Origin of the sequence: Gillisia sp. Hel_I_86 (assembly GCF_007827275.1) — a bacterium.
GTDB lineage: Bacteria > Bacteroidota > Bacteroidia > Flavobacteriales > Flavobacteriaceae > Gillisia.
This window is the reverse complement of sequence record NZ_VISE01000001.1, coordinates 4,170,125-4,189,134: the sequence shown is the minus strand read 5'-3', so window position 1 is coordinate 4,189,134 and position 19,010 is coordinate 4,170,125. Positions and strand designations below refer to the sequence as shown.

24 protein-coding genes are annotated in these 19,010 nt (G+C 38.6%); 6 read left to right on the top strand and 18 right to left on the bottom strand.

What is annotated here, in order from left to right:
- Window positions 1-24: 24 nt before the first annotated feature.
- The gene (locus JM83_RS18745) at window positions 25-1,419 is read left to right on the top strand and encodes an IS4 family transposase (RefSeq protein WP_144959452.1); all 1,395 of its coding nucleotides are present in this window, start codon (window positions 25-27) and stop codon (window positions 1,417-1,419) included.
- Between the two features lie 116 nt (window positions 1,420-1,535).
- On the opposite strand, the gene JM83_RS18740 is transcribed toward JM83_RS18745, so the two are convergent.
- The 15 genes from JM83_RS18740 to JM83_RS18665 all read right to left on the bottom strand — a co-directional run bounded on the left by JM83_RS18740 (window position 1,536) and on the right by JM83_RS18665 (window position 12,142).
- Complete coding sequence (locus JM83_RS18740) at window positions 1,536-1,904, bottom strand: YHS domain-containing protein (RefSeq protein ID WP_222430245.1); 369 nt, start codon at window positions 1,902-1,904, stop codon at window positions 1,536-1,538.
- Between the two features lie 184 nt (window positions 1,905-2,088).
- Entirely contained in the window at window positions 2,089-3,150 is a 1,062-nt protein-coding gene (locus JM83_RS18735) for a class I fructose-bisphosphate aldolase (RefSeq protein ID WP_144963598.1), read from the bottom strand.
- 13 nt (window positions 3,151-3,163) lie between these two features.
- The gene (locus JM83_RS18730) at window positions 3,164-4,177 is read right to left on the bottom strand and encodes a type II glyceraldehyde-3-phosphate dehydrogenase (protein WP_144963597.1); all 1,014 of its coding nucleotides are present in this window, start codon (window positions 4,175-4,177) and stop codon (window positions 3,164-3,166) included.
- A 21-nt stretch (window positions 4,178-4,198) separates the two neighbouring features.
- On the bottom strand, window positions 4,199-5,548 hold the full coding sequence (locus JM83_RS18725; RefSeq protein WP_144963596.1) for an APC family permease: 1,350 nt from the start codon (window positions 5,546-5,548) through the stop codon (window positions 4,199-4,201).
- A 2-nt stretch (window positions 5,549-5,550) separates the two neighbouring features.
- Window positions 5,551-6,252 carry a lycopene cyclase domain-containing protein gene (locus tag JM83_RS18720; protein WP_144963595.1) on the bottom strand — a complete coding sequence of 234 codons (702 nt, stop codon included), beginning with the start codon at window positions 6,250-6,252 and terminating at the stop codon, window positions 5,551-5,553.
- Window positions 6,253-6,720: 468 nt separating this feature from the next.
- Window positions 6,721-7,254: a hypothetical protein gene (locus JM83_RS18715; protein WP_144963594.1), complete on the bottom strand. Its 534-nt coding sequence runs from the start codon at window positions 7,252-7,254 to the stop codon at window positions 6,721-6,723.
- 219 nt (window positions 7,255-7,473) lie between these two features.
- Window positions 7,474-7,755: a DUF5676 family membrane protein gene (locus JM83_RS18710; RefSeq protein WP_144963593.1), complete on the bottom strand. Its 282-nt coding sequence runs from the start codon at window positions 7,753-7,755 to the stop codon at window positions 7,474-7,476.
- A gap of 11 nt (window positions 7,756-7,766) precedes the next feature.
- On the bottom strand, window positions 7,767-8,009 hold the full coding sequence (locus tag JM83_RS18705; RefSeq protein ID WP_222430244.1) for a P-II family nitrogen regulator: 243 nt from the start codon (window positions 8,007-8,009) through the stop codon (window positions 7,767-7,769).
- 101 nt (window positions 8,010-8,110) lie between these two features.
- On the bottom strand, window positions 8,111-8,332 hold the full coding sequence (locus JM83_RS18700; RefSeq protein ID WP_144963592.1) for an SHOCT domain-containing protein: 222 nt from the start codon (window positions 8,330-8,332) through the stop codon (window positions 8,111-8,113).
- Between the two features lie 247 nt (window positions 8,333-8,579).
- On the bottom strand, window positions 8,580-8,816 hold the full coding sequence (locus JM83_RS18690; RefSeq protein ID WP_144963591.1) for a hypothetical protein: 237 nt from the start codon (window positions 8,814-8,816) through the stop codon (window positions 8,580-8,582).
- A gap of 140 nt (window positions 8,817-8,956) precedes the next feature.
- A complete protein-coding gene (locus JM83_RS18685; RefSeq protein WP_144963590.1) occupies window positions 8,957-9,262 on the bottom strand; it encodes a cytochrome c in 306 nt (101 codons plus the stop codon).
- A gap of 22 nt (window positions 9,263-9,284) precedes the next feature.
- Window positions 9,285-10,469 carry a porin gene (locus JM83_RS18680; protein ID WP_144963589.1) on the bottom strand — a complete coding sequence of 395 codons (1,185 nt, stop codon included), beginning with the start codon at window positions 10,467-10,469 and terminating at the stop codon, window positions 9,285-9,287.
- A complete protein-coding gene (locus JM83_RS18675) occupies window positions 10,469-10,897 on the bottom strand; it encodes a c-type cytochrome (protein ID WP_144963588.1) in 429 nt (142 codons plus the stop codon). The genes JM83_RS18680 and JM83_RS18675 overlap by 1 nt, the downstream gene beginning before the upstream one ends.
- A gap of 69 nt (window positions 10,898-10,966) precedes the next feature.
- On the bottom strand, window positions 10,967-11,548 hold the full coding sequence (locus JM83_RS18670; protein WP_144963587.1) for a helix-turn-helix domain-containing protein: 582 nt from the start codon (window positions 11,546-11,548) through the stop codon (window positions 10,967-10,969).
- Window positions 11,549-11,719: 171 nt separating this feature from the next.
- Complete coding sequence (locus tag JM83_RS18665) at window positions 11,720-12,142, bottom strand: HYC_CC_PP family protein (RefSeq protein ID WP_144963586.1); 423 nt, start codon at window positions 12,140-12,142, stop codon at window positions 11,720-11,722.
- 409 nt (window positions 12,143-12,551) lie between these two features.
- Between JM83_RS18665 and JM83_RS19245 the strand changes: the two genes are divergently transcribed.
- On the top strand, window positions 12,552-12,794 hold the full coding sequence (locus JM83_RS19245; RefSeq protein WP_186435043.1) for a hypothetical protein: 243 nt from the start codon (window positions 12,552-12,554) through the stop codon (window positions 12,792-12,794).
- Window positions 12,795-12,831: 37 nt separating this feature from the next.
- Here the strand turns inward: JM83_RS19245 and trhA are convergent, their stop codons facing one another.
- Window positions 12,832-13,470, bottom strand: coding sequence for a PAQR family membrane homeostasis protein TrhA (gene trhA / locus JM83_RS18660; protein ID WP_144963585.1), 639 nt, complete (start codon window positions 13,468-13,470; stop codon window positions 12,832-12,834).
- Window positions 13,471-13,495: 25 nt separating this feature from the next.
- Complete coding sequence (locus JM83_RS18655) at window positions 13,496-13,786, bottom strand: hypothetical protein (RefSeq protein WP_144963584.1); 291 nt, start codon at window positions 13,784-13,786, stop codon at window positions 13,496-13,498.
- Between the two features lie 446 nt (window positions 13,787-14,232).
- Between JM83_RS18655 and JM83_RS18650 the strand changes: the two genes are divergently transcribed.
- Entirely contained in the window at window positions 14,233-16,065 is a 1,833-nt protein-coding gene (locus JM83_RS18650; protein WP_144963583.1) for a pyruvate kinase, read from the top strand.
- An 87-nt stretch (window positions 16,066-16,152) separates the two neighbouring features.
- On the opposite strand, the gene JM83_RS18645 is transcribed toward JM83_RS18650, so the two are convergent.
- Window positions 16,153-17,070, bottom strand: coding sequence for an IS1595 family transposase (locus JM83_RS18645; protein ID WP_144960754.1), 918 nt, complete (start codon window positions 17,068-17,070; stop codon window positions 16,153-16,155).
- A gap of 220 nt (window positions 17,071-17,290) precedes the next feature.
- Between JM83_RS18645 and JM83_RS18640 the strand changes: the two genes are divergently transcribed.
- The 3 genes from JM83_RS18640 (at window position 17,291) to JM83_RS18630 (ending at window position 19,008) form a co-directional block, all read left to right on the top strand.
- Window positions 17,291-17,998 (top strand): VIT family protein, encoded by a 708-nt coding sequence (locus JM83_RS18640; protein WP_144963582.1) that lies wholly within the window; start codon window positions 17,291-17,293, stop codon window positions 17,996-17,998.
- A 306-nt stretch (window positions 17,999-18,304) separates the two neighbouring features.
- The gene (locus JM83_RS19700; protein WP_261376870.1) at window positions 18,305-18,673 is read left to right on the top strand and encodes a cytochrome b/b6 domain-containing protein; all 369 of its coding nucleotides are present in this window, start codon (window positions 18,305-18,307) and stop codon (window positions 18,671-18,673) included.
- A gap of 29 nt (window positions 18,674-18,702) precedes the next feature.
- Window positions 18,703-19,008, top strand: a complete 306-nt coding sequence (locus tag JM83_RS18630; protein WP_144963581.1) for an ArsR/SmtB family transcription factor — start codon at window positions 18,703-18,705, stop codon at window positions 19,006-19,008.
- Window positions 19,009-19,010: the final 2 nt, after the last annotated feature.

Here is a 19,010-nt window from a genome sequence, read left to right as displayed (position 1 = left end):
ATTAGCATTAATTTTACTCAAAAAATGAGAAGGGGGTTCACAGGCTTAGGGGATAAACGGTTGGTTTATCGGGGCAACAAGATTTTATCGGACCTGTTCAGCAAGAGCGTCCATTCGATCCGTCAGCTCAGCAGGAACGAATCAGACGCAAAGGCCGTTTACCGTTTTTTGCAGAACGATAGGGTCAGTGAAGGAGATATAGTAGAGAACTTGGTACATAATTGCCAGATGGCTTGTGCGGGCAAATTTGTTGTCTGTATCCAAGATACCACGGAGGTCAACCTAAGCAGCCATGGTAATAGGATCAATAAAGATGGCTTTGTGGGCACGACCAATGCGAAGAATTCCCAGGGACTGGGGTTCTTCATCCACCCAAGTTTGGTCTTGGATGCCGTGAGCGGCACCCCCTACGGCTATTCTGATATAAAGATCTGGAACAGGCCCTTGGAGTTCGCATCAAAGCATGAAAGACAGTACGGCAAGCTGCCCATAGAAGAAAAAGAGTCCTATAAGTGGATAGAAGTTTCCAAAAACACACAGGCCTCGCTAAGGGGCGTGGTAGCGGGAATGGTGATCGTACAAGATAGGGAAGGCGATATCTACGAACAGTTTGCAACCATACCAGATGCACAAACAGATCTATTGATAAGGGCCCGTACGGATAGGACCTTGGCGGATGGGTCAAAATTGTTTAGCTGCCTGGCGGACCAACCCTATCAAGGATCCTATGAGGTACAGGTGGATGCCTGTGCAAAGACCAGAAGAAAAAAAAGGATTGCAAAAATTGAAATCAGATATAAAGAGGTGGAACTTAAAAGGACCAGGGCGGCAAGCAAAGCAGTGGCACCCAGCATAAAACTATACCTGGTAGAGGCCAAAGAGGCGAACCGTACCGGGCCGGACAGGGTGTGCTGGAGGTTGTTGACAAGCCTGCCCATAGAGACTCTGGAAATGGCAGAAATGTGCGTGGAATGGTATAAGTGGAGGTGGACCATAGAAGAGGTGTTCAAGATATTAAAAAAAGAGGGCTACAATATCGAGGCGTCAGAGCTGGAGTATGGGTCATCGGTAAGAAAACTGAGCTTGTTGATAATGGAGGTCATCATCAAACTGTTCTTGATGCGGCTGGCGTATGCGGTACCAGAAGGAGAGATGAGCGCCGATAGCTGTTTCACGGAAGAAGAACAAACGTTTTTAGAGCACCAGATAATAAGACTGGAAGGTAGGACAGAGAAACAAAAAAACCCGTATAAGGAAAAAGGGCTAAAGAGATATGTTTGGGCGATAGCAAGACTTGGCGGATGGAAAGGCTATGAAAGCAAAAGGCATCCGGGCATAACGACCCTATGGATAGGATTGAAATATTTTAAGGCTGCCATGGAAGGGTGGACCATTCATAAAGATGTGTCCACACGATAGGTTCCTGTCGGGAGATACCTATCTACTCATCTCTTATTGGAGTTGCTTTCTTTTATTTGTCCTTATCATCTTTTAAAAGGCTCTTAGAAGGTGTCTTCAAAAATACCAGCCCTTTTTCAATGGTTAACGCCTATGATCATTACTACAGCCATTGTAGCAATCATTACCGGGACCCACCATCCCCACTTTGAGAAACCCATATGGTTATTGCCACGTTTATAACTGGTTTTGGTGAATTTTTCCGGGTTTTTAGTGAATACTGCAAGACATTCCTCAGAATCGAAATAGTAAACAGAACCTTGATATTGATAGGTTAGGGCAGAACCGGATTTTACAAATTCCCCACATACAGGATCATTGTATATGTTTTGGGCGGGAGCGGGATACCTTTGGTGGGTGGAGCAGGAAGAAATTACCATAACGAAGGTTGCAACTATGCTCAAAAGGAGGAGTTTTTGTACTATGGATTTTACTGTTTTCATCATTTTTTGTGTTAATAGGTTTAAGAATTTGCGTTTTCGGACAATTGCCAATCTTTGTGGTTTTACCTATTCCATGTACCGGATCATTGTCCATATCTATATCCTCCATGGCTGTTTTGCAGGTTGGTGTTTTCCATAATTAGAATTGCCCGTGGACATTATTTTCGTATTATAGATTTTATTATATTTAGGCTACTGTGATTTTAGTGTCCAGATAAACGCTCTGCACGGTATTGATTAATTTAACCCCTTCACTTAATGGTTTTTGGAATGCTTTTCTACCCATTATCAGCCCAGAACCCCCGGCCCTTTTGTTAATGACTGCCGTAGTGATGGCTTCCACCATATCGGATTTTCCTTTTGAACCACCACCGGAATTTATCAGTCCTATTTTGCCCATATAACAATTGGCTACCTGTAACCTACAAAGGTCGATGGGGTGGTCGGTTGTCAAGGCCTCATACATTGGATCGTCGTATTTTCCAAATCCTATATTCTTAAACCCGAAATTATTGGTGGGTAGTTTTTGTTTGATGAAATCTGCTTGAATGGTAACGCCCAAATGGTTGGCTTGCCCTGTTACATCGGCAGCTGCGTGATAATCTTGTTTTTCTGTTTTGAATGCTTCATTGCGCAGATAGCACCATAAAATGGTAGCCATTCCCAGATTATGGGCTTCTTCAAAAGCTTCGGAAATTTCCTTGAGCTGCCGGTTGCTTTCTTCGGAACCAAAATAGATGGTGGCACCCACGGCAACGGCTCCCATATCCCAGGCAGTTTTCACTTTTCCAAAAAGGGTTTGGTCATATTTGTTGGGGTAGGTGAGGAGCTCATTATGATTGATTTTCACGATGAACGGGATTTTGTGGGCATATTTACGGGCGTTTAGTCCCAAAACCCCAAATGTGGAAGCCACCCCGTCGCACCCGGCCTCAATGGCGAGTCTTATGATATTCTCGGGGTCAAAATAGTCAGGGTTTTTATAGAACGAGAAGGCCGCGCTATGCTCGATACCTTGGTCTACGGGCAGGATGCTCAAATAGCCTGTCCCGCCCAGATTGCCGTGGTTGTATAATTGGGAGAGGCTTCGCATTACCTGCGGACTTCTGTTGCTATTGCCAAATACCTTGTCAAGACTCTTTTTTCCAGGTATTTGCAATTCATCCTTTGTTATTTTTTCACAAACGTGATCCAAATAGAAGGATGCTTTTTCTCCTAAAATTTCTGTGATATTTATAGCTGTTTTCATTTTTTAATAAGAATTAATGAATTCCTAAACTTTCATTGGTTTTGGCAATGGATTTTGCTCCATCGGTTTCAATCCCGGTAAGTGCCCTAATGGCATCAATAGTTTCAGGTATAACAATGGCCTGGTTATCGACCACATATGCATAAAAAAGTTCGTCTCCCTGTACCTTCAGCATATCTTCCCAAAGGGCAACTTCATACATATCGCCCCAGGGCCTGCCCATATCCAGGAACATTTCCTTTATGGTGTTGTTGGAGACCAGCCCCTGGTCATAGCGGATCATTTTAATTCGCGTGGATGTTTTGAATGCTTCCACAATTTCTTCTTTGGAAACCTTTTTGCTCAACTTTACATTCCAGTAGTGCATATGGCTGAGTGTTTGGGGCACTTTTACTGCGGAAGTGATGACATCCAATTCGGGATCTACGCTTTGTGCATCGGGTCCTTGATGGCTTGGGATGTCCTTTTCGGGCACCATGGTGTTCATAATACCACCTAGATGGCTTTCCCAAGGATCTGTGGCTCTTCTCAATAGTGTTCCCCTGGCATGATCCAATAAATCTGCTTTTTTTAGGGCAGTTAACGTCCTTAAAATAGAGGTAGTGTTGCAGGAAACAACCCTAGTGGCATCAAGATTTATAGCCGATTTGTAATTGTTTTCGGCACTAAAGGAATGGCCTGTGGTTTCGTGTTTTTCACCTCCTTGGAGAATGAACTTAATGCCTTTTTCTTTATAGGTTTTTACATTTTGAGCTGCTATTTTTTTTGGGGTACAGTCCACGACGAGGTCCACTTTGTCCAATAGGTCTTGCATATTTCCCTTTACTGAAATCCCTTGGGACTCCATTTTATCAGCTGCCTCTTGAGTGGCCGCGTAGATATCATACTCTTTTCTCACCGCATTTTGTATGCGCCAATCGCTAATGATATCGCACACTCCAATAAGGCTCATATCGTCTTGTAGATGGATGGCATCAACCACTCTTTTGCCGATGACCCCATATCCTATTACTGCTATATTTTTCATACGTATTGTTTTATTAATTAATTATGTATTATTGTTTTTTTTAGTTTCCATTCCCATCGGCATATTACCTTCATCATCTGTATGCGAAATCATAAAAAGGCGTTCCGCAACAAGTATTAAAACAATCCCAATTGCCGCAACGATAAGCACCAATGGATCGTTCAGGTATTTTATATAAAGAAAGGCTGTGAGTACAGCTATATCCATTACAATGGCAATTAGCGGAATGATGGGTTGAAATTTCACCTCGTTTTTAAGGTGACGGAAAAGCCCCCAATGGATAGCGATATCCATAATGAGGTAAAAAATAGCTCCTAGGGAAGCAATTCTTGTTAAATCGAACAGGACGGTGAGTAAAATAGCGAGGGCAACCGTAAAGATGAGAGCGGGGTTTTTAAAATTGCCCATTTTTTTTAAGGAGGGCACCTGTTTCATATTGCTGAGCATTGCCAACAAGCGTGAAGCCGAAAAAACACTTGCTATTACGCCCGAAAAGGTTGCTATAATGGCTATTGCTATGGTAATCCAAGAACCCCATTCGCCAAAAACAGGTTTTGCAGCTGCGGCCAGGGCATAGTCTTTTGCTTCGATTATTTCCGGAATGCTTAATCCTCCAGCAACAGCTAGGGCCAGAGCAACATAAATGAAGGTACAAATAAGAATGGAAAAAATAATGGACTTCCCAAGATTTTTATGGGGATTTTTAATGTCCCCTCCTTGATTCGTTATTGTTGTAAATCCTTTATAAGCAAGAATTGCCAAGGCCAAGGCAGCTACAAAGCCTAATCCCTGTGGCAAGGTTTCGGTGTTTTGAGGGATATAGTTTCCTGTAATATCTGCAAACCCGGAAGCTACAAGACCTGCAATCGCAAGCAATGCAATACCAGCTACTTTAATAATAGCTGTAAAAGTGGCTGTTGCACCAATTACTTTGTTTCCTAAAATATTCACGATATATGCTGTCATTAAAAGAAGAATACCAAGAATGGATGCGTAACCGGCAAAACTCTCTGGGAACAGCCGAAGCGTATAGGCTCCGAAAGTACCTGCCACCAAACTTTCAGAAACCACCATTGAGACATACATCAACAAAGAAAAAACACCGGTTGTCGTTCCAGGCCCATAGGATTTATTTAAAAATTTGACTACACCTCCCGAAGAAGGAAAAGCATTTGAAAACTTTACGTAGGAATAGGAACTGAAACCCACCACAACAGCTCCCGCAATAAATGCGATGGGAAATAGGTCACCTACCAACTCGGCTATTTGCCCCATCAACACAAATATACCGGCACCAATCATTACACCCGTGCCAAGGGATATAGATCCTATTAAGCTTAGCTTATTGTTTGTGCCTTTACTGTCTTTCATTGTTAAATTATTTCTGTTTGAATCGATTTTCTCCAATATAAATGCTCGTACAGATCAGGCCAGTACATCCCAAAAGTAAACGCAAACAATAATTCTTCAATGGGAATGCCAAAAACAAGAATATGGGTCAGGTTGTCCAGGTTCCAGTACAGTTCTACATATTGGGGATAGAACGGAAGAATACTTCCAAAATAAACGAAATAGAGTGCCGTGAACAAAATTCCTCCAACCCAAATCTTTCCTTTTAGATCTGGACGGCAATAAAGCGTTGCCAATCCACCGATGAACAGCGTTATGATGCCACAATACATATGGTTAAGCGATGTGAAAAGTGCCAGGCCGATGAATACGATTACGGGCACAAAAAGAATATATTTATGCAAGCTATGCCTTTGATGGCTGCGTTCGGTGTAGGATATTTCAGTGAGGCCCAATTTAAAAATAAGGATGTAAAGCACCATGCCAATGCCGCCAATGGCAAAAGAAAAGATAAGGCTCTCGATATCAAACCCTGTTCTTTTTGCCAAATTAAATAAGGATGGCGGTAACCAATATTCTGGTACAAACAATTGTTCTGTTAAACCAAAAGGCATTGTAATAAGGCTCATTTTGAGCATTTCTTTCCTAACCCCTTTTTTGGACACATAGATCACAGCCCAAAGGGCAAGAATGATAAGCGACCATATGAACCAAACATTTTGCATTCCATTCTTTTTGTCAATTACCTGGGGACAAACTCCTCGGGCATCGGGTTGGAAAACTAATTTTATATAGGGGCAAGCTTCCTAATTCCTATACTAAAACAGGAATTTTCCAAATTATTGAATCTCCTGCGTCCGCCCAGTTTTTTTTACTGCAGGCTGGATCAAATATCTCATCTTTATTTAAACATGATCATACAACTATGCAGTTCCTTCATTTATAAATATTTTAGACATCTCTGATGGTACTTCCAATAATGAGTTTTTTATAGGATTATTATTTTCCTGAAATAAGCATGACATTTCCGCAAGAGGGCTTTTAAATTTTCAAAAAATAACACTCAGGCAGTTTCTTACTGATCTTGGAACATATCATTTGGTTGTTATTACTATAAGGCTTGCATATTCAATTTTTAAAAGCAATGCCAATCCAATTTTTAATATTTTTTGTTATTGAAGAATTGAATACACTTATAACTCTTGTCTTTTTCCCTGAAATTGCAGGTAATAAGGTACGTCCCCATCCATCATTTTGAAGCGATACCCGAAAGCCTGGTCCTGCATACTAAAACCACCAAAATGTTCATCGCCTTCCTCGTGCTCATCATTTAGGTGATGCGTCCATTCTGTTTCACCATTTTGTTTGTCATTCATCATGCTCCCACTGCCATGTCCCTGACCCAACATGTGACCGTACATATTTTCGAAATCTTCCCCGTTAAAGCATACCAGTACACTGTCATCGTGTTGGTAGTAATTCAATACAAACGTGGTATCCAACTCATTGCTGTAGCAATGGATCTCTAGAAGGTTATTTCCAATATTTGTAACTTCTGCCACAGCATCTTCCTCTTGGCTCGCCCCGTTTCTTTTTAGACCATCAGAGTGGGTAAGTGTGCCTAAATAAGTTCCTTCAATTACATTTTCAGAAGGGTCTTCTGATTTTTCACAAGCAGCCAAAACCGTTAAAACAACTATAGTGGCTATTAATTTAATTTGTTTCATTGTATTTATTATTTAGCAAATAGTTTAATTTTTTTTTTGCTTGTCCGTAAAGTATCCTAAACTGAAAAATGACGTCATTCTGAACTTGTTTCAGAATCTCATTTCAATGTAAATCAATGCAATATTGAGACCCTGAAATAAATTCAGGGTGACGAAAGAACTTTTAGGACAGAAAACGGATATACATTAAATTTTTATTAATTTTTTGAATCCATTAATTCATTTATGGATTTTTTTTGCCTGTACATTATAAAAAGCTGCAATACAAGCACCAATAAGCCATCCTAAAATGAATGTCTGTACTATACCAAAGAATGCTTCCAATAGGGAAACATCCATCCGGATAATATTGGTAGTATCCAACCCGTGCAAGAGACTGTTAAAAAAGGTGATTGAACCTTCTTGTCCCGTAGTTGCCATTACAATCATACAACCTAGATAAATCAAGGCACCTGTTAAACCGGTGGCCAGCCCGAGCTTTGTTATATTTAATTTGTACATGACATTAATTTTTAAATAATTTCCTCAGGTTTCAACGTTTTCACTTTAACAACCTCCAATATTTCACTAATGCATATAATTCCATCTCCTGGACACCCCGTTTTGCCGTTTTCATGAATGATCTGCACTCTTTCATCCGGAACAATTATCTCTATCTTGGCTATTTTTGAGTGTGAAAAAGGAAGTTTAAGTGAAGACCATTCTTTTCTGTTATCTAAATAGCGCCCTGTTCCTTCCCCTTCAAAAACTGTCAAATCTAAAAAGCCTTCCTCCTTAAGTTATTAACAATATCCGTGAGCCTTTTTGGTCTTATAAATGCCTTTATTTCTTTCATTTTTATTCTGGCTTTTTAAGTTTATTTGCTATCGGTAATACCTAATATTTTCTTTTTTTCTTCAAATTCTTCTTTGGATATTTCTCCTTTCGCAAAACGCTTTTTCAAAATTTCCAGTGGACTTTCTTGTCTTTTCTTTCTAGGGTTACCAAACGGTATAAGAAAAATCCAGATTAAAAAGAAAATCCAGAGAACCCACCATATCAAGTGCATGCCCCAAAAGCTTTCATCAATGCTATGCATAATTTTTAATTTTTAATTATTATTAATTTATTTCAGTAATTGTAAACCCTTTAAGGTTGTTAAGTTGTTTTTGCAACTCATCTTTTAAAAGGGTTTTCTTCATCGTGATGGGTGCAGCACCTTTGGGTGACTAGAAAATCTCTGTATTTTTATCCTAGGGGTGTTCTTGTAAGGTATTGTTTACCAGTACAATACATTCACCATAACTGCTTCCGTTTATTTGGAATTTTTGTTCCTATTACTAAGTTCAATGATGTTGGTTTTCTTTTTTTTCTTTGTTAAGATAACCTCCATTATTTTCTCCTGCACGCTTTCCATGGCCATGCCTTGCATGATGCATTGGCATCAATAAGTGGATAGCAAACATTAAAAGGATAAAAGCAAAAAGTGTATTATATCTTGTAATTCCCAAGCTGGGGGCCAAGAAAATAAGCAATAAGGGTATTGCACACCCCAGCACCATCCATATCCAGTGAATTTTCATGGTTTTTTTTGTTAATTTTTATTTCTTATCCCTTAATAGCCTGAACCGGCTTGTGCACTAAGTGAGGATTCATGCGCACAAGCCTTGGAGAATTCAGGTCTAAAAAAATATTGGGGTTTAATGGGAATGCTTTAAATTTATTAATTGGCAGATTTTAAAAAGGTTTCAATTGATGTAATTTCCTTTTCGGTAAGATTTGCCCTAACCCTCATATGCAAGCTTATGGTACTCCAATCTGTATCATTGTAATCTGCAGGTGAAGGCGCCAAATGACATCGATTGCAGGCTTCTCCCCACATTTGGGCACCAGATTTTTCGATTTTGAATTCCTCTTCAACATCGGTAACATCTGTATAATTATCCTTTGTAGAAGAACAGCTCACTATTATTCCAGCTGTTACAAATAACATTAAGCTTACTAAAACTATTTTATATATTGTTTTCATAATATCTATATTTAAGTATTTGTTAGAACCCGATAGCCCAGTGTATAAAGAAGCCATCAGTTGTACCACCTCCGTCATGGCCACCGGCGCTCTCAGTTGTTTGGTACGCGACTTTTATGACCGACCTCCATGTTAGCCAATAATTTAGACCGAAGGCATATTGATCTGATTGTTCTTCCCATTCGGCACCTTCAGGCGCATTAAAATTTGAATATCTCCCAACGAGTTCTAACTTTTTCAGAAAATCACTGCTGGCCATTGTTGGGCGATAGCTCAATTGCGCATAAAAAGAGTTACTCTTGTTATCAAAAGTATATTCTTCTTCTACATCATCCTCTATCTCAATATAAGTAGCATCATCAATATCAGAATTATTGTACTGGCCTTTAACATCAACAAACCCAGCAATGGCAGGTATTTGTTTTACAAATGAAAAATCTAAGGCATAAAGAAAAGCACCTACATTTCTGTAATTTGAATCTCTTGATCCAGCTTTATTTGTGGAATAGGTAGAAAAGCCTATTTCTGTTGAGGAATCTGCAAAGGGCAATAGCCCAATACGGCCACCAAAAGCTTTGCTGTTATTATTGTCTTCATAATTTTGAAACAATAGCATACCTGCTTCTTCCGGTTCTTCACTACCATCTTTTAACCGTGGGCCATTGGTTGAATACACAGAATAATTCAATTTTGGGCCTCCAAGATCAAAAGCACCTCTTAATTCTACACCAATGCCTGATGATGGCGCAATGCCATCATGACCATAACCTAAAGGTGTTGTTGAAAACCTATTGATCCAAGAGGGGTGTAACCGTTCCATAAAGGTACCGAAAGGAAGCAAAAATCTTCCTGCTCTTACGTTCATGTTTTTATTAAGAACGTACATGACATTAGCATATTCCAGGCCAACTTCTAGTTCATTGCCTTCTAATACAAACTCTAGCTCTGCCTCGAATATAAGCCTGTCAGAATGCTTGAACAGGAAAATAGGTGCAAAAGCAGAACCAACATAAGATGATTCGGTTCCTTCATCATTGCTTACTGTATTTAGGCCCGTATGGCCATAACCCCTGATCATAAACTGGGTTTTACTTGGCTTAAAAGGTTCAGGTGCAGTTATGCTATCAGTCTCAAAGTTGTTGTACGTTTGGCTATAAACGGTACTGCCAAAAATAATTATAGCAATTAAGGTTATAATTTTTTTCATTATTTAAGTGTTCTTATATAATTAATAATTTCCCAACGTTTTTTCTCTGGAATTGAAGTTTTGTACGAAGCCATAGGTGCCCTACCTTCAGCAATTTTCCAGAAAATAGCTCCATCAGTTTGAGATTGTACTTCTTCGCTGGTCAAATCTGTGGGTTTAGGTGTTAGCCCAGCGCCTGCCATACCATCTCCTTTCCCTTTTGGCCCGTGACACACTAAACACATGGCCTTATAAAGTTTTTTACCAGAAGCAGCGGCATTGGCATCTCCTTTTAAGGGATTGACTATCTTGTCGGCACTAGCGGGTGCCACCCATTTTTTTTGTTGTACAGCTAGGTAATCATTTTTTGGAGCTTTCACAAAACTGACAAGCAGTGAAAAAAGCAACCCTGCAAATGTGATACTGATTAAGATTTTTTTTGTTTTCATTTTATTTAATTTTAGGTTATAAATTTATTTAATGAATTTGTTTTCTTGATGCATGATTTTCGTGGTTATCTATATAATTTCATCGTAATAGTTTCGTTTCCAATTTTCCGTGTTTTTATAATCCGTCATACTCACTCCAATTACTTCTTTAAACTGTCTGGACAAATGGTTGATACTGCTGTAGTCCAATAAGTATCCTATTTCTGAAAAGGAATGTTGTTTAAGCTGAATGAGCTCTTTAACTTTCTCTATCTTCAATTTGATAAAGTACTTTTCAATGGTCGTTTGTTCATTGACAGAAAATAATTTGCTCAATGTTTTATAATCGCATTGAAAATTTGATGCCAATAATTCCGATATTTTCACCTTAATATATGGCGGTAGCTCTTGTAATTGTTCAATTAGAATAATCTTGATCCTTTCTACGAGCATTTCTTCCTCGTTCTGAACGATTTCAAAATCATTGGCGTGGAGTACGGTTGTTACGGCGTTGATAATGTCATTTTTGGTTTTTGTGGGTGCTTCTATAAGCAATCTTCCAAGTTCCAAGGAAAGAACAGTTACCCCAATTTCCTGCAATTCTTGCCTAATTACTTTAAGGCAGCGATTACAAACCATGTTCTTAATCCAAAATTCTTTTGATTTGCTCATAGTGAATAATATATTATCGTTGAGTTTTAACTCAATGCTGTTAAAAACACAAGCTTTGCAGATCTAGTGATATGTGGTTTTGTTGAGGATAGGGTACAACATATGTTAACCAGAAGTAAAACTTTGGCCATAGAGGCAATGCAGATTAAAATCCATCTGCAATGTAGAAATTTAAATCAAGAAAGTCTCGTTAAGAAGTTGTATGTCCTCAAACAGTAATGGAGGCTTATAGGTTTTAAAACGAACTACATTTTCCTCTAATCCTTCAAAGAGATTGATGTAGATGAAAACAAACCTGTTTAAGAAGACAAGAGTTTCAGTTTCAATTTCAGGGCTGCATTTTTTAAAGGTATCATCTCCCTCTTTTACAAAGGTCTGACTACTACAGCAATCTTTAGCTTGTAAGGTAGTACATTGCTTTATTGGTGAATCTTCTTTTTGAACCTTGTCCTTACAAATTTCGGCCTGGCCTAAAAAAGCCATATCCACCATTTGGTTACAACAAAAATGCATATTTACCGCAAAGGAAGAGGTAGAAAACAGTATGAAAACTGCTAAAAAAATGGATGATATTTTAGTAAAAATTGATTTCATATCTAAAGATAAAGAAATATTGTCTAGCATTCAAAAATATATAATACGTCATCGTTTTTGTTAATAATTTGATAATTAAGTATATATAAGCAAATTTAGCACTTATTCTGCTCAAAAATAACTTGAAAGATTCAACAAGAATATGACAAATGTCAGTAACCGAATAATTTTTACGAACTTGTATATGGTATTATTAATAATTTATATGGGAAGAGCGTTTTATACTGAGTGTGGAATAAGAAGAGGGTAACGGGCAGAGCCGCGTTACATATTTTAATGTATTGATTGTAAGCTTTTTATAATATTTTTATTTTTCATGTGGGTCTTCATCATATTCCTTTGCATTTTATTTCATGGAAAAAGCTTCACCCAAAGGTCTTGGACACGAGCCAAAAAGATTTGATATTTCATGGATTTATGGAATAAATATTTTTTAAATCAAGTCCGCTTGTTTAGAATTGCTAACTGTATTCTATATATAGAACCCGATCTTTACTTCTTGCACTTTATTATGCTTTTAAAGAATTATCTTTTGCAACCAAAGAAACAGGATCTGAAAGAAGTAGATGAGAAAGCACAGAAAGCTTATTATTTGATCCAATATTGGAAAACGCCCGTTTTCAGTGCCTATTCCATTTTATACAAAACCTAAAAAAAAGAGGATAACAGATTAAAAATCCAGTTGTCCATTACACTGCCAATAAGATAGCTACATAATGGGAAACAGCCGCTGCCAGCACAAAAAAATGCCAAATGGCATGGTTGTAAGGGTATTTTTCCCATAGATAGAAGATTACTCCCAAAAGGTAAAGCGCACCGCCAATAAGGATCAAAGTGAATATGGCAGCGGGAATGGCGTCAAAGAAGGTACGTCCGCCTACAACCATTAGGCATCCCATTGCTATGTAAACAAGCGTCGAAACAATATTCCATTTACCGGTAAAAAAGATCTTAAAAATAATTCCCAATGCTGTCAAGCCCCATAATACCGATAGCAAGGTAATACCAAAGGTGTTATTCATATAAATCAATAAAAATGGCGTATAGGTACCGGAGATCAGGAAATATATACTGATATGGTCAAGAATTTCCAATACGCGTTTTGTCTGGGCATGTTGAAAGCCATGATAGAGTGTAGAAAAAGTAAAAAGTTGCAGAAAGCAAAATCCATATATGGCTGCACCGATAACACCGAGCGAATTATCGCTTTTTATGGCAAAGGCAATTAGAACAGGAATGCCCGTGATGCCAAAAATAATTCCGAAACCGTGTATGATACTGTTTACGAGTTCTTGCTGAATTTGTGTGTCGGAATTCGGGGTTTGCATGAGAATAAATTAAGAGTTACAGTGATTAAAGAGTCCAAGGAACAAATGCGAATGAGTTGGGGTAGGAGGATATGTGGTTCTTGTGCAACTTGGCCCTTATTACAAAATCGAGGATTTCGTTCCCAGTGCTCCCTTCTTGGGGAACCGCTTCTGGCAAAATTTCGTACCTCTCCTTGCTCGATGTTGTTGTAACAAGATCCTTTGCCCACATTGTATCAAAATGTTCAATAATGGAGTCCACCACCCGAGGCCCATAATCCCTCATTTGGTTTTTTGAAAGAGTAAGTGTAGAATCGTTTTTGGTTTGTGTATTCATTAATTCCAACTAATTTTTATCTATTTCCAAGTGTTATGGTAAGTTTATTATGAAATTACGGTTTTTTATATTAAAATATCTCACGTAACCGACCTCTTTTAAATTTTATGCTTCTCCAATTTTCCGAAAGCGACAATCAATATTGGATAGATGTAACTAAATTTGTAGGGGAGGGTCGAATTAAGATTACAAAAGCCTCCACCCATTCGATTCGCTTTGATATTCAGTGGAAGCGAAAGATAGAAATGGCATACGCAATGGCGTTTCAATTCCGGTTAATAGGTCTCTTTTTGATCAACAAAAACCGAAAGATGCACCAACAGATTGAATGAGGGGGAAAATGTGTTGCGTAAATGCCATTTCAATACTGGAACAGAAAGTTAAAGGTACCCATAAGCATCATTAATGCGCTGATAATAAATCAGTTAATATAAAACGCTTCAATTATGCATTACCCAGAAAAGAAATTGCAAGTAATATCAGTCGCCATTGATTCAATTATTGATAGGATTTCAGAATTTGAGCTAAAATATAAAGCGCAATTGGACAACGTGCATCCCAATTACGCCCAAAGTGCCAAAAATATGATTCATTATCTAGCTCTGCGCACATTTGATATCAGCGATTTACAGAAAAAATTGGATGATATAGGTATGCCCATATCTCCCGAAGCCAAAAACAGCATTTTACACAGAATACTGAATTTCAAAACCATCCTCAATAGTCTATTGAACATTGACCTTCCCACTGATCATAAAACCCACCTTACCAATAAGGAAGCAAAGATCATTCAACATCGTAATTCCAAGGTGATTTTCGGAACTATAAAGAATAAAAGGGAAACGGCTATTATGATCACCCAGCCCACTGAGGCCGCAACCGACAAAAAATTTGTGGAATCCTTGTTGAAACTGGGCATGGACTGTGCCAGGATAAATTGTGCCCATGATGATGAGCATATTTGGAAACAAATTATAAACAACATTAAGGAAGTCGAAAACGATTGTAAGATTGCGATGGACCTTGCGGGCCTAAAGATAAGAACGGGAAATATAAAGCCCGGTGCCAAGGTAATTCATATACAACCAAAGAAGAATATGTTGGGCAAAGTAATAGCGCCTGCCAGGGTTTGGCTGTCATCGCAAGGGATAGCACCCCCAAGGGACAAGCAAGTAGGTGCGGTCATTACCGTTAATGAAAAATGGCTTAAAAAAAGTGAAAAAGGGGCCACGATTGTCTTTAAAGATGCGAGAGGCAAAAAACGCCAAATCCATATCGATGCAAAAGAGGACAATGGCATTTGGGGCCTGTGCTATAAGTCTGCCTTCGTGACCAGTGAAACCGTATTGAACGTGTTTTTTGAGAAAAAAACCACATTTGAGGTGCACACCGTTCATGATTTGGAACAATTGGAAGCGATTATCTTCCTATCCAAAGGTGATTTGCTAAGACTCGATAAAGACCCCATCCCCGGGAACCCAGCCGTCCTAGATGAGCGTGGCAAGGTTACCGAAATTGCCCATATTTCCAGTACCTCTCCTAAATTTCTGAACAATGTTTTAGTGGGAGACCCTATTTTTTTTGATGACGGTAAGATTGGAGGTAGGGTCATAGAGGCCCATTCCAAATATTTGATTATTGAAATCACGAACGCAAAAAAGAAAGGCGGAAAACTAAGGGCGGATAAAGGAATAAACCTGCCTTCCAGTAAAATCGATTTTGCGGGACTGACCGACAAGGATAAAAAAGACCTGAAGTTCATAGTGAAAAACGCCGATATCGTCAATTTTTCGTTTGTAAACAATAAGCAGGACGTCACGGCCTTATTGCAGGAGTTGACAAAACTGAATGCCAAGATTGGCATTGTATTAAAAATCGAAACCATGGAAGGGTTCAGGAATCTGCCGGGTATCCTATTAAAAGCCATGGAGAACTATCCAATTGGGGTCATGATTGCCCGTGGCGATTTGGCCATTGAAACCGGTTGGAAAAATTTCGCCATCATCCAAGAAGAAATCATACATATTTGTGATGCGGCCCATTTGCCTGATATTTGGGCCACGCAAGTTTTAGAAAATTTGACAAAAAAAGGAATTCCTACCAGGGCAGAAATCACAGATGCTGCAATGGCGCAACGCGCAACCTGTGTCATGCTGAACAAAGGACCTTACCTAGAGCAAACCGTTAAAATCTTGGATCAAATACTGCACAAAATGCAACAGATCCATAACAAAAAAGGAGCCTTATTGCCCAAATTGGAGTTCAATGAGAATTTATGAAATGCCATTGGTGGAAGTCCCATCTTTGATTTTCTTGGTTCGGTTTTTTTTTGGTTAGGATAAAGCAATATTTATCTGTATATCCGTTTAATGTCCACTCGCTGTAATGCTTGCTATTACTAACCTATCGAATAACTTATCTCCAAAATACCTCCGATTAAGCTTGTATACAAACTCATTGAGGTATAATTGCAGATATTTTTTCTTGATCTTATGATAGGTTCCCACAAAATTCCTTTTGGCATTGCTTATAGCTATATGTACCCATTTAAGAGTTTCTTTGGTGGTCTTTTCACTTGATTTTTCAGTAATATGTAGCTCTACGTAATCTGCGATATCAACGTAGGATGTGCTCTGGTCGGAAAAGATGATAATGTGTTCATCAGCAATTGCGCTTTTGAGCATATTGCTGGTTTGACCGGCCTCATGGTTGTCAAGGACTTTTGCCTTAAAATACCTGCAATGCCGCTCCACTTTCCCTGTTTTTATATCTTCCAAGACAGTGCTCTCGGCCAGAACCATAACGTTGGATTTGGTCTTGCTGCCACGACCGGCCTTTTGGGTTTGGTGATCGTTTTGGCTTGCCTCAATGGTGAAATAACCTTCATCCATCTCGATCATCCCCTCCAACGTATAGCGGTCATCTCGCTGCCCCATGGCTTTGCGTAACTTGTGCACCATTGCCCAAACCGGCTCATAGCGCTTTAGGCCCAGCTGCCGCTGTATTTCCTTGCTGGAAAAACCTTTCTTTGTCGTGCTCAAAAGAAAGATGGTCTTATACCAGCTCATAAAAGATAATTTGGAGCTTTCCATAATTGTTCCACTTCGCAAGGACATCCTCGCCTTACAGGATTTGCACTGATAACTCCATTTGTTTTTGAGCCAATAATGATCTATTGACCCACAGCGATGACAGACAACTCCTTCCTTATCACGTTGCTCCTTGAAATGTAGGCGGCAGCTCTCCTCATCAGTAAAATGAACTCCGAAAGAAAATATATTCATATCCAATCAATTTAAATTCAATCAAATATAGGAATATTTCCACTAATTAGGAATGTTTACGGATATACAGAATATTTATTAACCTAAATAATTCCCCCCGACGGTACTCCCTCAAAGATCGTTGGTTTCAAGAAATTTTTATTTTTTGAAATGTGACCTTTGTCACATTTCAGCTCAAGTACCTATCGTATATTTGCGATAAGAAATAAGAAATTAAAGTATGTCAGAATTTGAAGATGATTATCTAGACAATCATTATATACACCGAAGTAATTGGTTAAGGGCAGCTGTCCTTGGAGCAAATGACGGTATTCTATCAACAGCGAGTCTTGCTATAGGTGTTGCCGCCGCAAGTGATTTCAGGGAACCCGTGATATTGGCAACGGTGGCCGGATTAGTTGCCGGTGCTTTATCCATGGCAGCAGGAGAATACGTCTCTGTGAGCTCTCAAACAGATATAGAACAAGCAGACATCGAGAGAGAAAGGCAAGAACTAGAGGAAATGCCTGAAATAGAATTACTGCGATTAGCCGAAATTTATGAAAAGCGAGGGCTAAAAAATCAAACCGCATTAACCGTTGCTAAAGAATTAACGGAGAAAGACGCGTTGGCGGCGCACGTTAGGGATGAGTTGGGTATTAGTGAAATGAGTAAGGCCAATCCCATACAAGCTGCATTTGCATCTGGGGCCGCCTTTACGGTTGGAGGCGTACTTCCTCTATTGGTAACACTGTTCCTACCATTAAAAAGCATGGAATATTCCCTCTATGGTTTCGCCATTTTATTCCTGATTATTTTAGGTGGTCTATCAGCTAAAACAGGAGGTTCCAGTATTGGGAAAGCAGTAATCAGGATCACTTTTTGGGGGACAGTCGCAATGGGATTGACGGCATTGGTAGGATATCTATTTGGAGTTAGTTTAAACTAGAAAATGAATGATTGAATATTAAAAAAAACAGCATGCAATAGTTGCCCAATATGATGTTGTTAAAAACACAAAACTGATACACTAAATACGAATATCATGGAAAAAATAAGGTATTCTAAAACATATCGCATAATTCATTGGGCAATTGCTGTCTCATTTCTACTACTTTTAATTACGATTTTTTTGCGATCAACTTGGATGAATAAGTATAATGTGGCAGCTATCATTCAAGATTATTTGAGTGGTACCGACTAGGTTTTATCTCAGGAACAACTCATTGTTTTAGCAAAAAAGATAAGACAAACCATGTGGAATTGGCATATATACCTAGGTTATGTATTGACAGGGCTATTTAGCTTGCGTTTTATCCTTCCCCTTTTTGGGCATATGAAGTTTCAAAATCCTTTTGGCAAAACTCTGTCTATAAAGGAGAAATTTCAAAAATGGACATATCTCATTTTTTATTTTGGTGTTGTTATTTCATTAATTACTGGACTTATAATAGAATTTGGTTCAAAAGAGTTAAAAAAACCAATGGAAGACATCCATGTATTTGGTATTTATTACTTGATAGGATTTATCGTAATCCATTTAGCTGGTGTATTTATAGCAGAATTTACAAATCAAAAAGGAATAATTTCAAGAATTCTGAGCGGCTCAAAAAACAAAAATTAAAATGCACGAACGCACTAAAGAAAAGAAACATGAAAAGTAGCATAAAACAAATTGAATACACGGAAGATACCGAAACTTTGGCAAAATTGGCTAAAGCTTTAGGTCATCCCACCCGGATTGCCATTTTAAAGCATCTTGAAAATCAGTCGTGTTGTTACACTGGCGATTTGGTAGATGTATTTCCTTTGGCACAATCCACAGTTTCCCAACATCTTAAAGAATTAAAAAACGCTGGGCTAATTCAAGGAGAATTAAAACCACCCAAAATAAAGTACTGTATCAATCAAGAAAACTGGAAAATGGCAAAAACATTATTTCAGCAATTTTTTGATTGATT

Excerpts from the sequence above, each read along its gene's own strand:
- JM83_RS18740 (WP_222430245.1), bottom strand. The coding sequence starts at position 1,904 with ATGATGAAAACAGTAAAATCCATAGTACAAAAACTCCTCCTTTTGAGC.
- JM83_RS18655 (WP_144963584.1), bottom strand. The coding sequence starts at position 13,786 with ATGAATACACAAACCAAAAACGATTCTACACTTACTCTTTCAAAAAAC.
- trhA (WP_144963585.1), bottom strand. The coding sequence starts at position 13,470 with ATGCAAACCCCGAATTCCGACACACAAATTCAGCAAGAACTCGTAAAC.
- JM83_RS18710 (WP_144963593.1), bottom strand. The coding sequence starts at position 7,755 with ATGTACAAATTAAATATAACAAAGCTCGGGCTGGCCACCGGTTTAACA.
- JM83_RS18685 (WP_144963590.1), bottom strand. The coding sequence starts at position 9,262 with ATGAAAACAATATATAAAATAGTTTTAGTAAGCTTAATGTTATTTGTA.
- JM83_RS18630 (WP_144963581.1), top strand. The coding sequence starts at position 18,703 with ATGAAAAGTAGCATAAAACAAATTGAATACACGGAAGATACCGAAACT.
- JM83_RS18645 (WP_144960754.1), bottom strand. The coding sequence starts at position 17,070 with ATGAATATATTTTCTTTCGGAGTTCATTTTACTGATGAGGAGAGCTGC.
- JM83_RS19700 (WP_261376870.1), top strand. The coding sequence starts at position 18,305 with ATGTGGAATTGGCATATATACCTAGGTTATGTATTGACAGGGCTATTT.
- JM83_RS18690 (WP_144963591.1), bottom strand. The coding sequence starts at position 8,816 with ATGAAAATTCACTGGATATGGATGGTGCTGGGGTGTGCAATACCCTTA.
- JM83_RS18715 (WP_144963594.1), bottom strand. The coding sequence starts at position 7,254 with ATGAAACAAATTAAATTAATAGCCACTATAGTTGTTTTAACGGTTTTG.
- JM83_RS18670 (WP_144963587.1), bottom strand. The coding sequence starts at position 11,548 with ATGAGCAAATCAAAAGAATTTTGGATTAAGAACATGGTTTGTAATCGC.
- JM83_RS18725 (WP_144963596.1), bottom strand. The coding sequence starts at position 5,548 with ATGAAAGACAGTAAAGGCACAAACAATAAGCTAAGCTTAATAGGATCT.
- JM83_RS19245 (WP_186435043.1), top strand. The coding sequence starts at position 12,552 with ATGGATTTATGGAATAAATATTTTTTAAATCAAGTCCGCTTGTTTAGA.
- JM83_RS18745 (WP_144959452.1), top strand. The coding sequence starts at position 25 with ATGAGAAGGGGGTTCACAGGCTTAGGGGATAAACGGTTGGTTTATCGG.
- JM83_RS18675 (WP_144963588.1), bottom strand. The coding sequence starts at position 10,897 with ATGAAAACAAAAAAAATCTTAATCAGTATCACATTTGCAGGGTTGCTT.
- JM83_RS18665 (WP_144963586.1), bottom strand. The coding sequence starts at position 12,142 with ATGAAATCAATTTTTACTAAAATATCATCCATTTTTTTAGCAGTTTTC.
- JM83_RS18730 (WP_144963597.1), bottom strand. The coding sequence starts at position 4,177 with ATGAAAAATATAGCAGTAATAGGATATGGGGTCATCGGCAAAAGAGTG.
- JM83_RS18700 (WP_144963592.1), bottom strand. The coding sequence starts at position 8,332 with ATGCATAGCATTGATGAAAGCTTTTGGGGCATGCACTTGATATGGTGG.
- JM83_RS18680 (WP_144963589.1), bottom strand. The coding sequence starts at position 10,469 with ATGAAAAAAATTATAACCTTAATTGCTATAATTATTTTTGGCAGTACC.
- JM83_RS18720 (WP_144963595.1), bottom strand. The coding sequence starts at position 6,252 with ATGCAAAATGTTTGGTTCATATGGTCGCTTATCATTCTTGCCCTTTGG.
- JM83_RS18650 (WP_144963583.1), top strand. The coding sequence starts at position 14,233 with ATGCATTACCCAGAAAAGAAATTGCAAGTAATATCAGTCGCCATTGAT.
- JM83_RS18640 (WP_144963582.1), top strand. The coding sequence starts at position 17,291 with ATGTCAGAATTTGAAGATGATTATCTAGACAATCATTATATACACCGA.
- JM83_RS18735 (WP_144963598.1), bottom strand. The coding sequence starts at position 3,150 with ATGAAAACAGCTATAAATATCACAGAAATTTTAGGAGAAAAAGCATCC.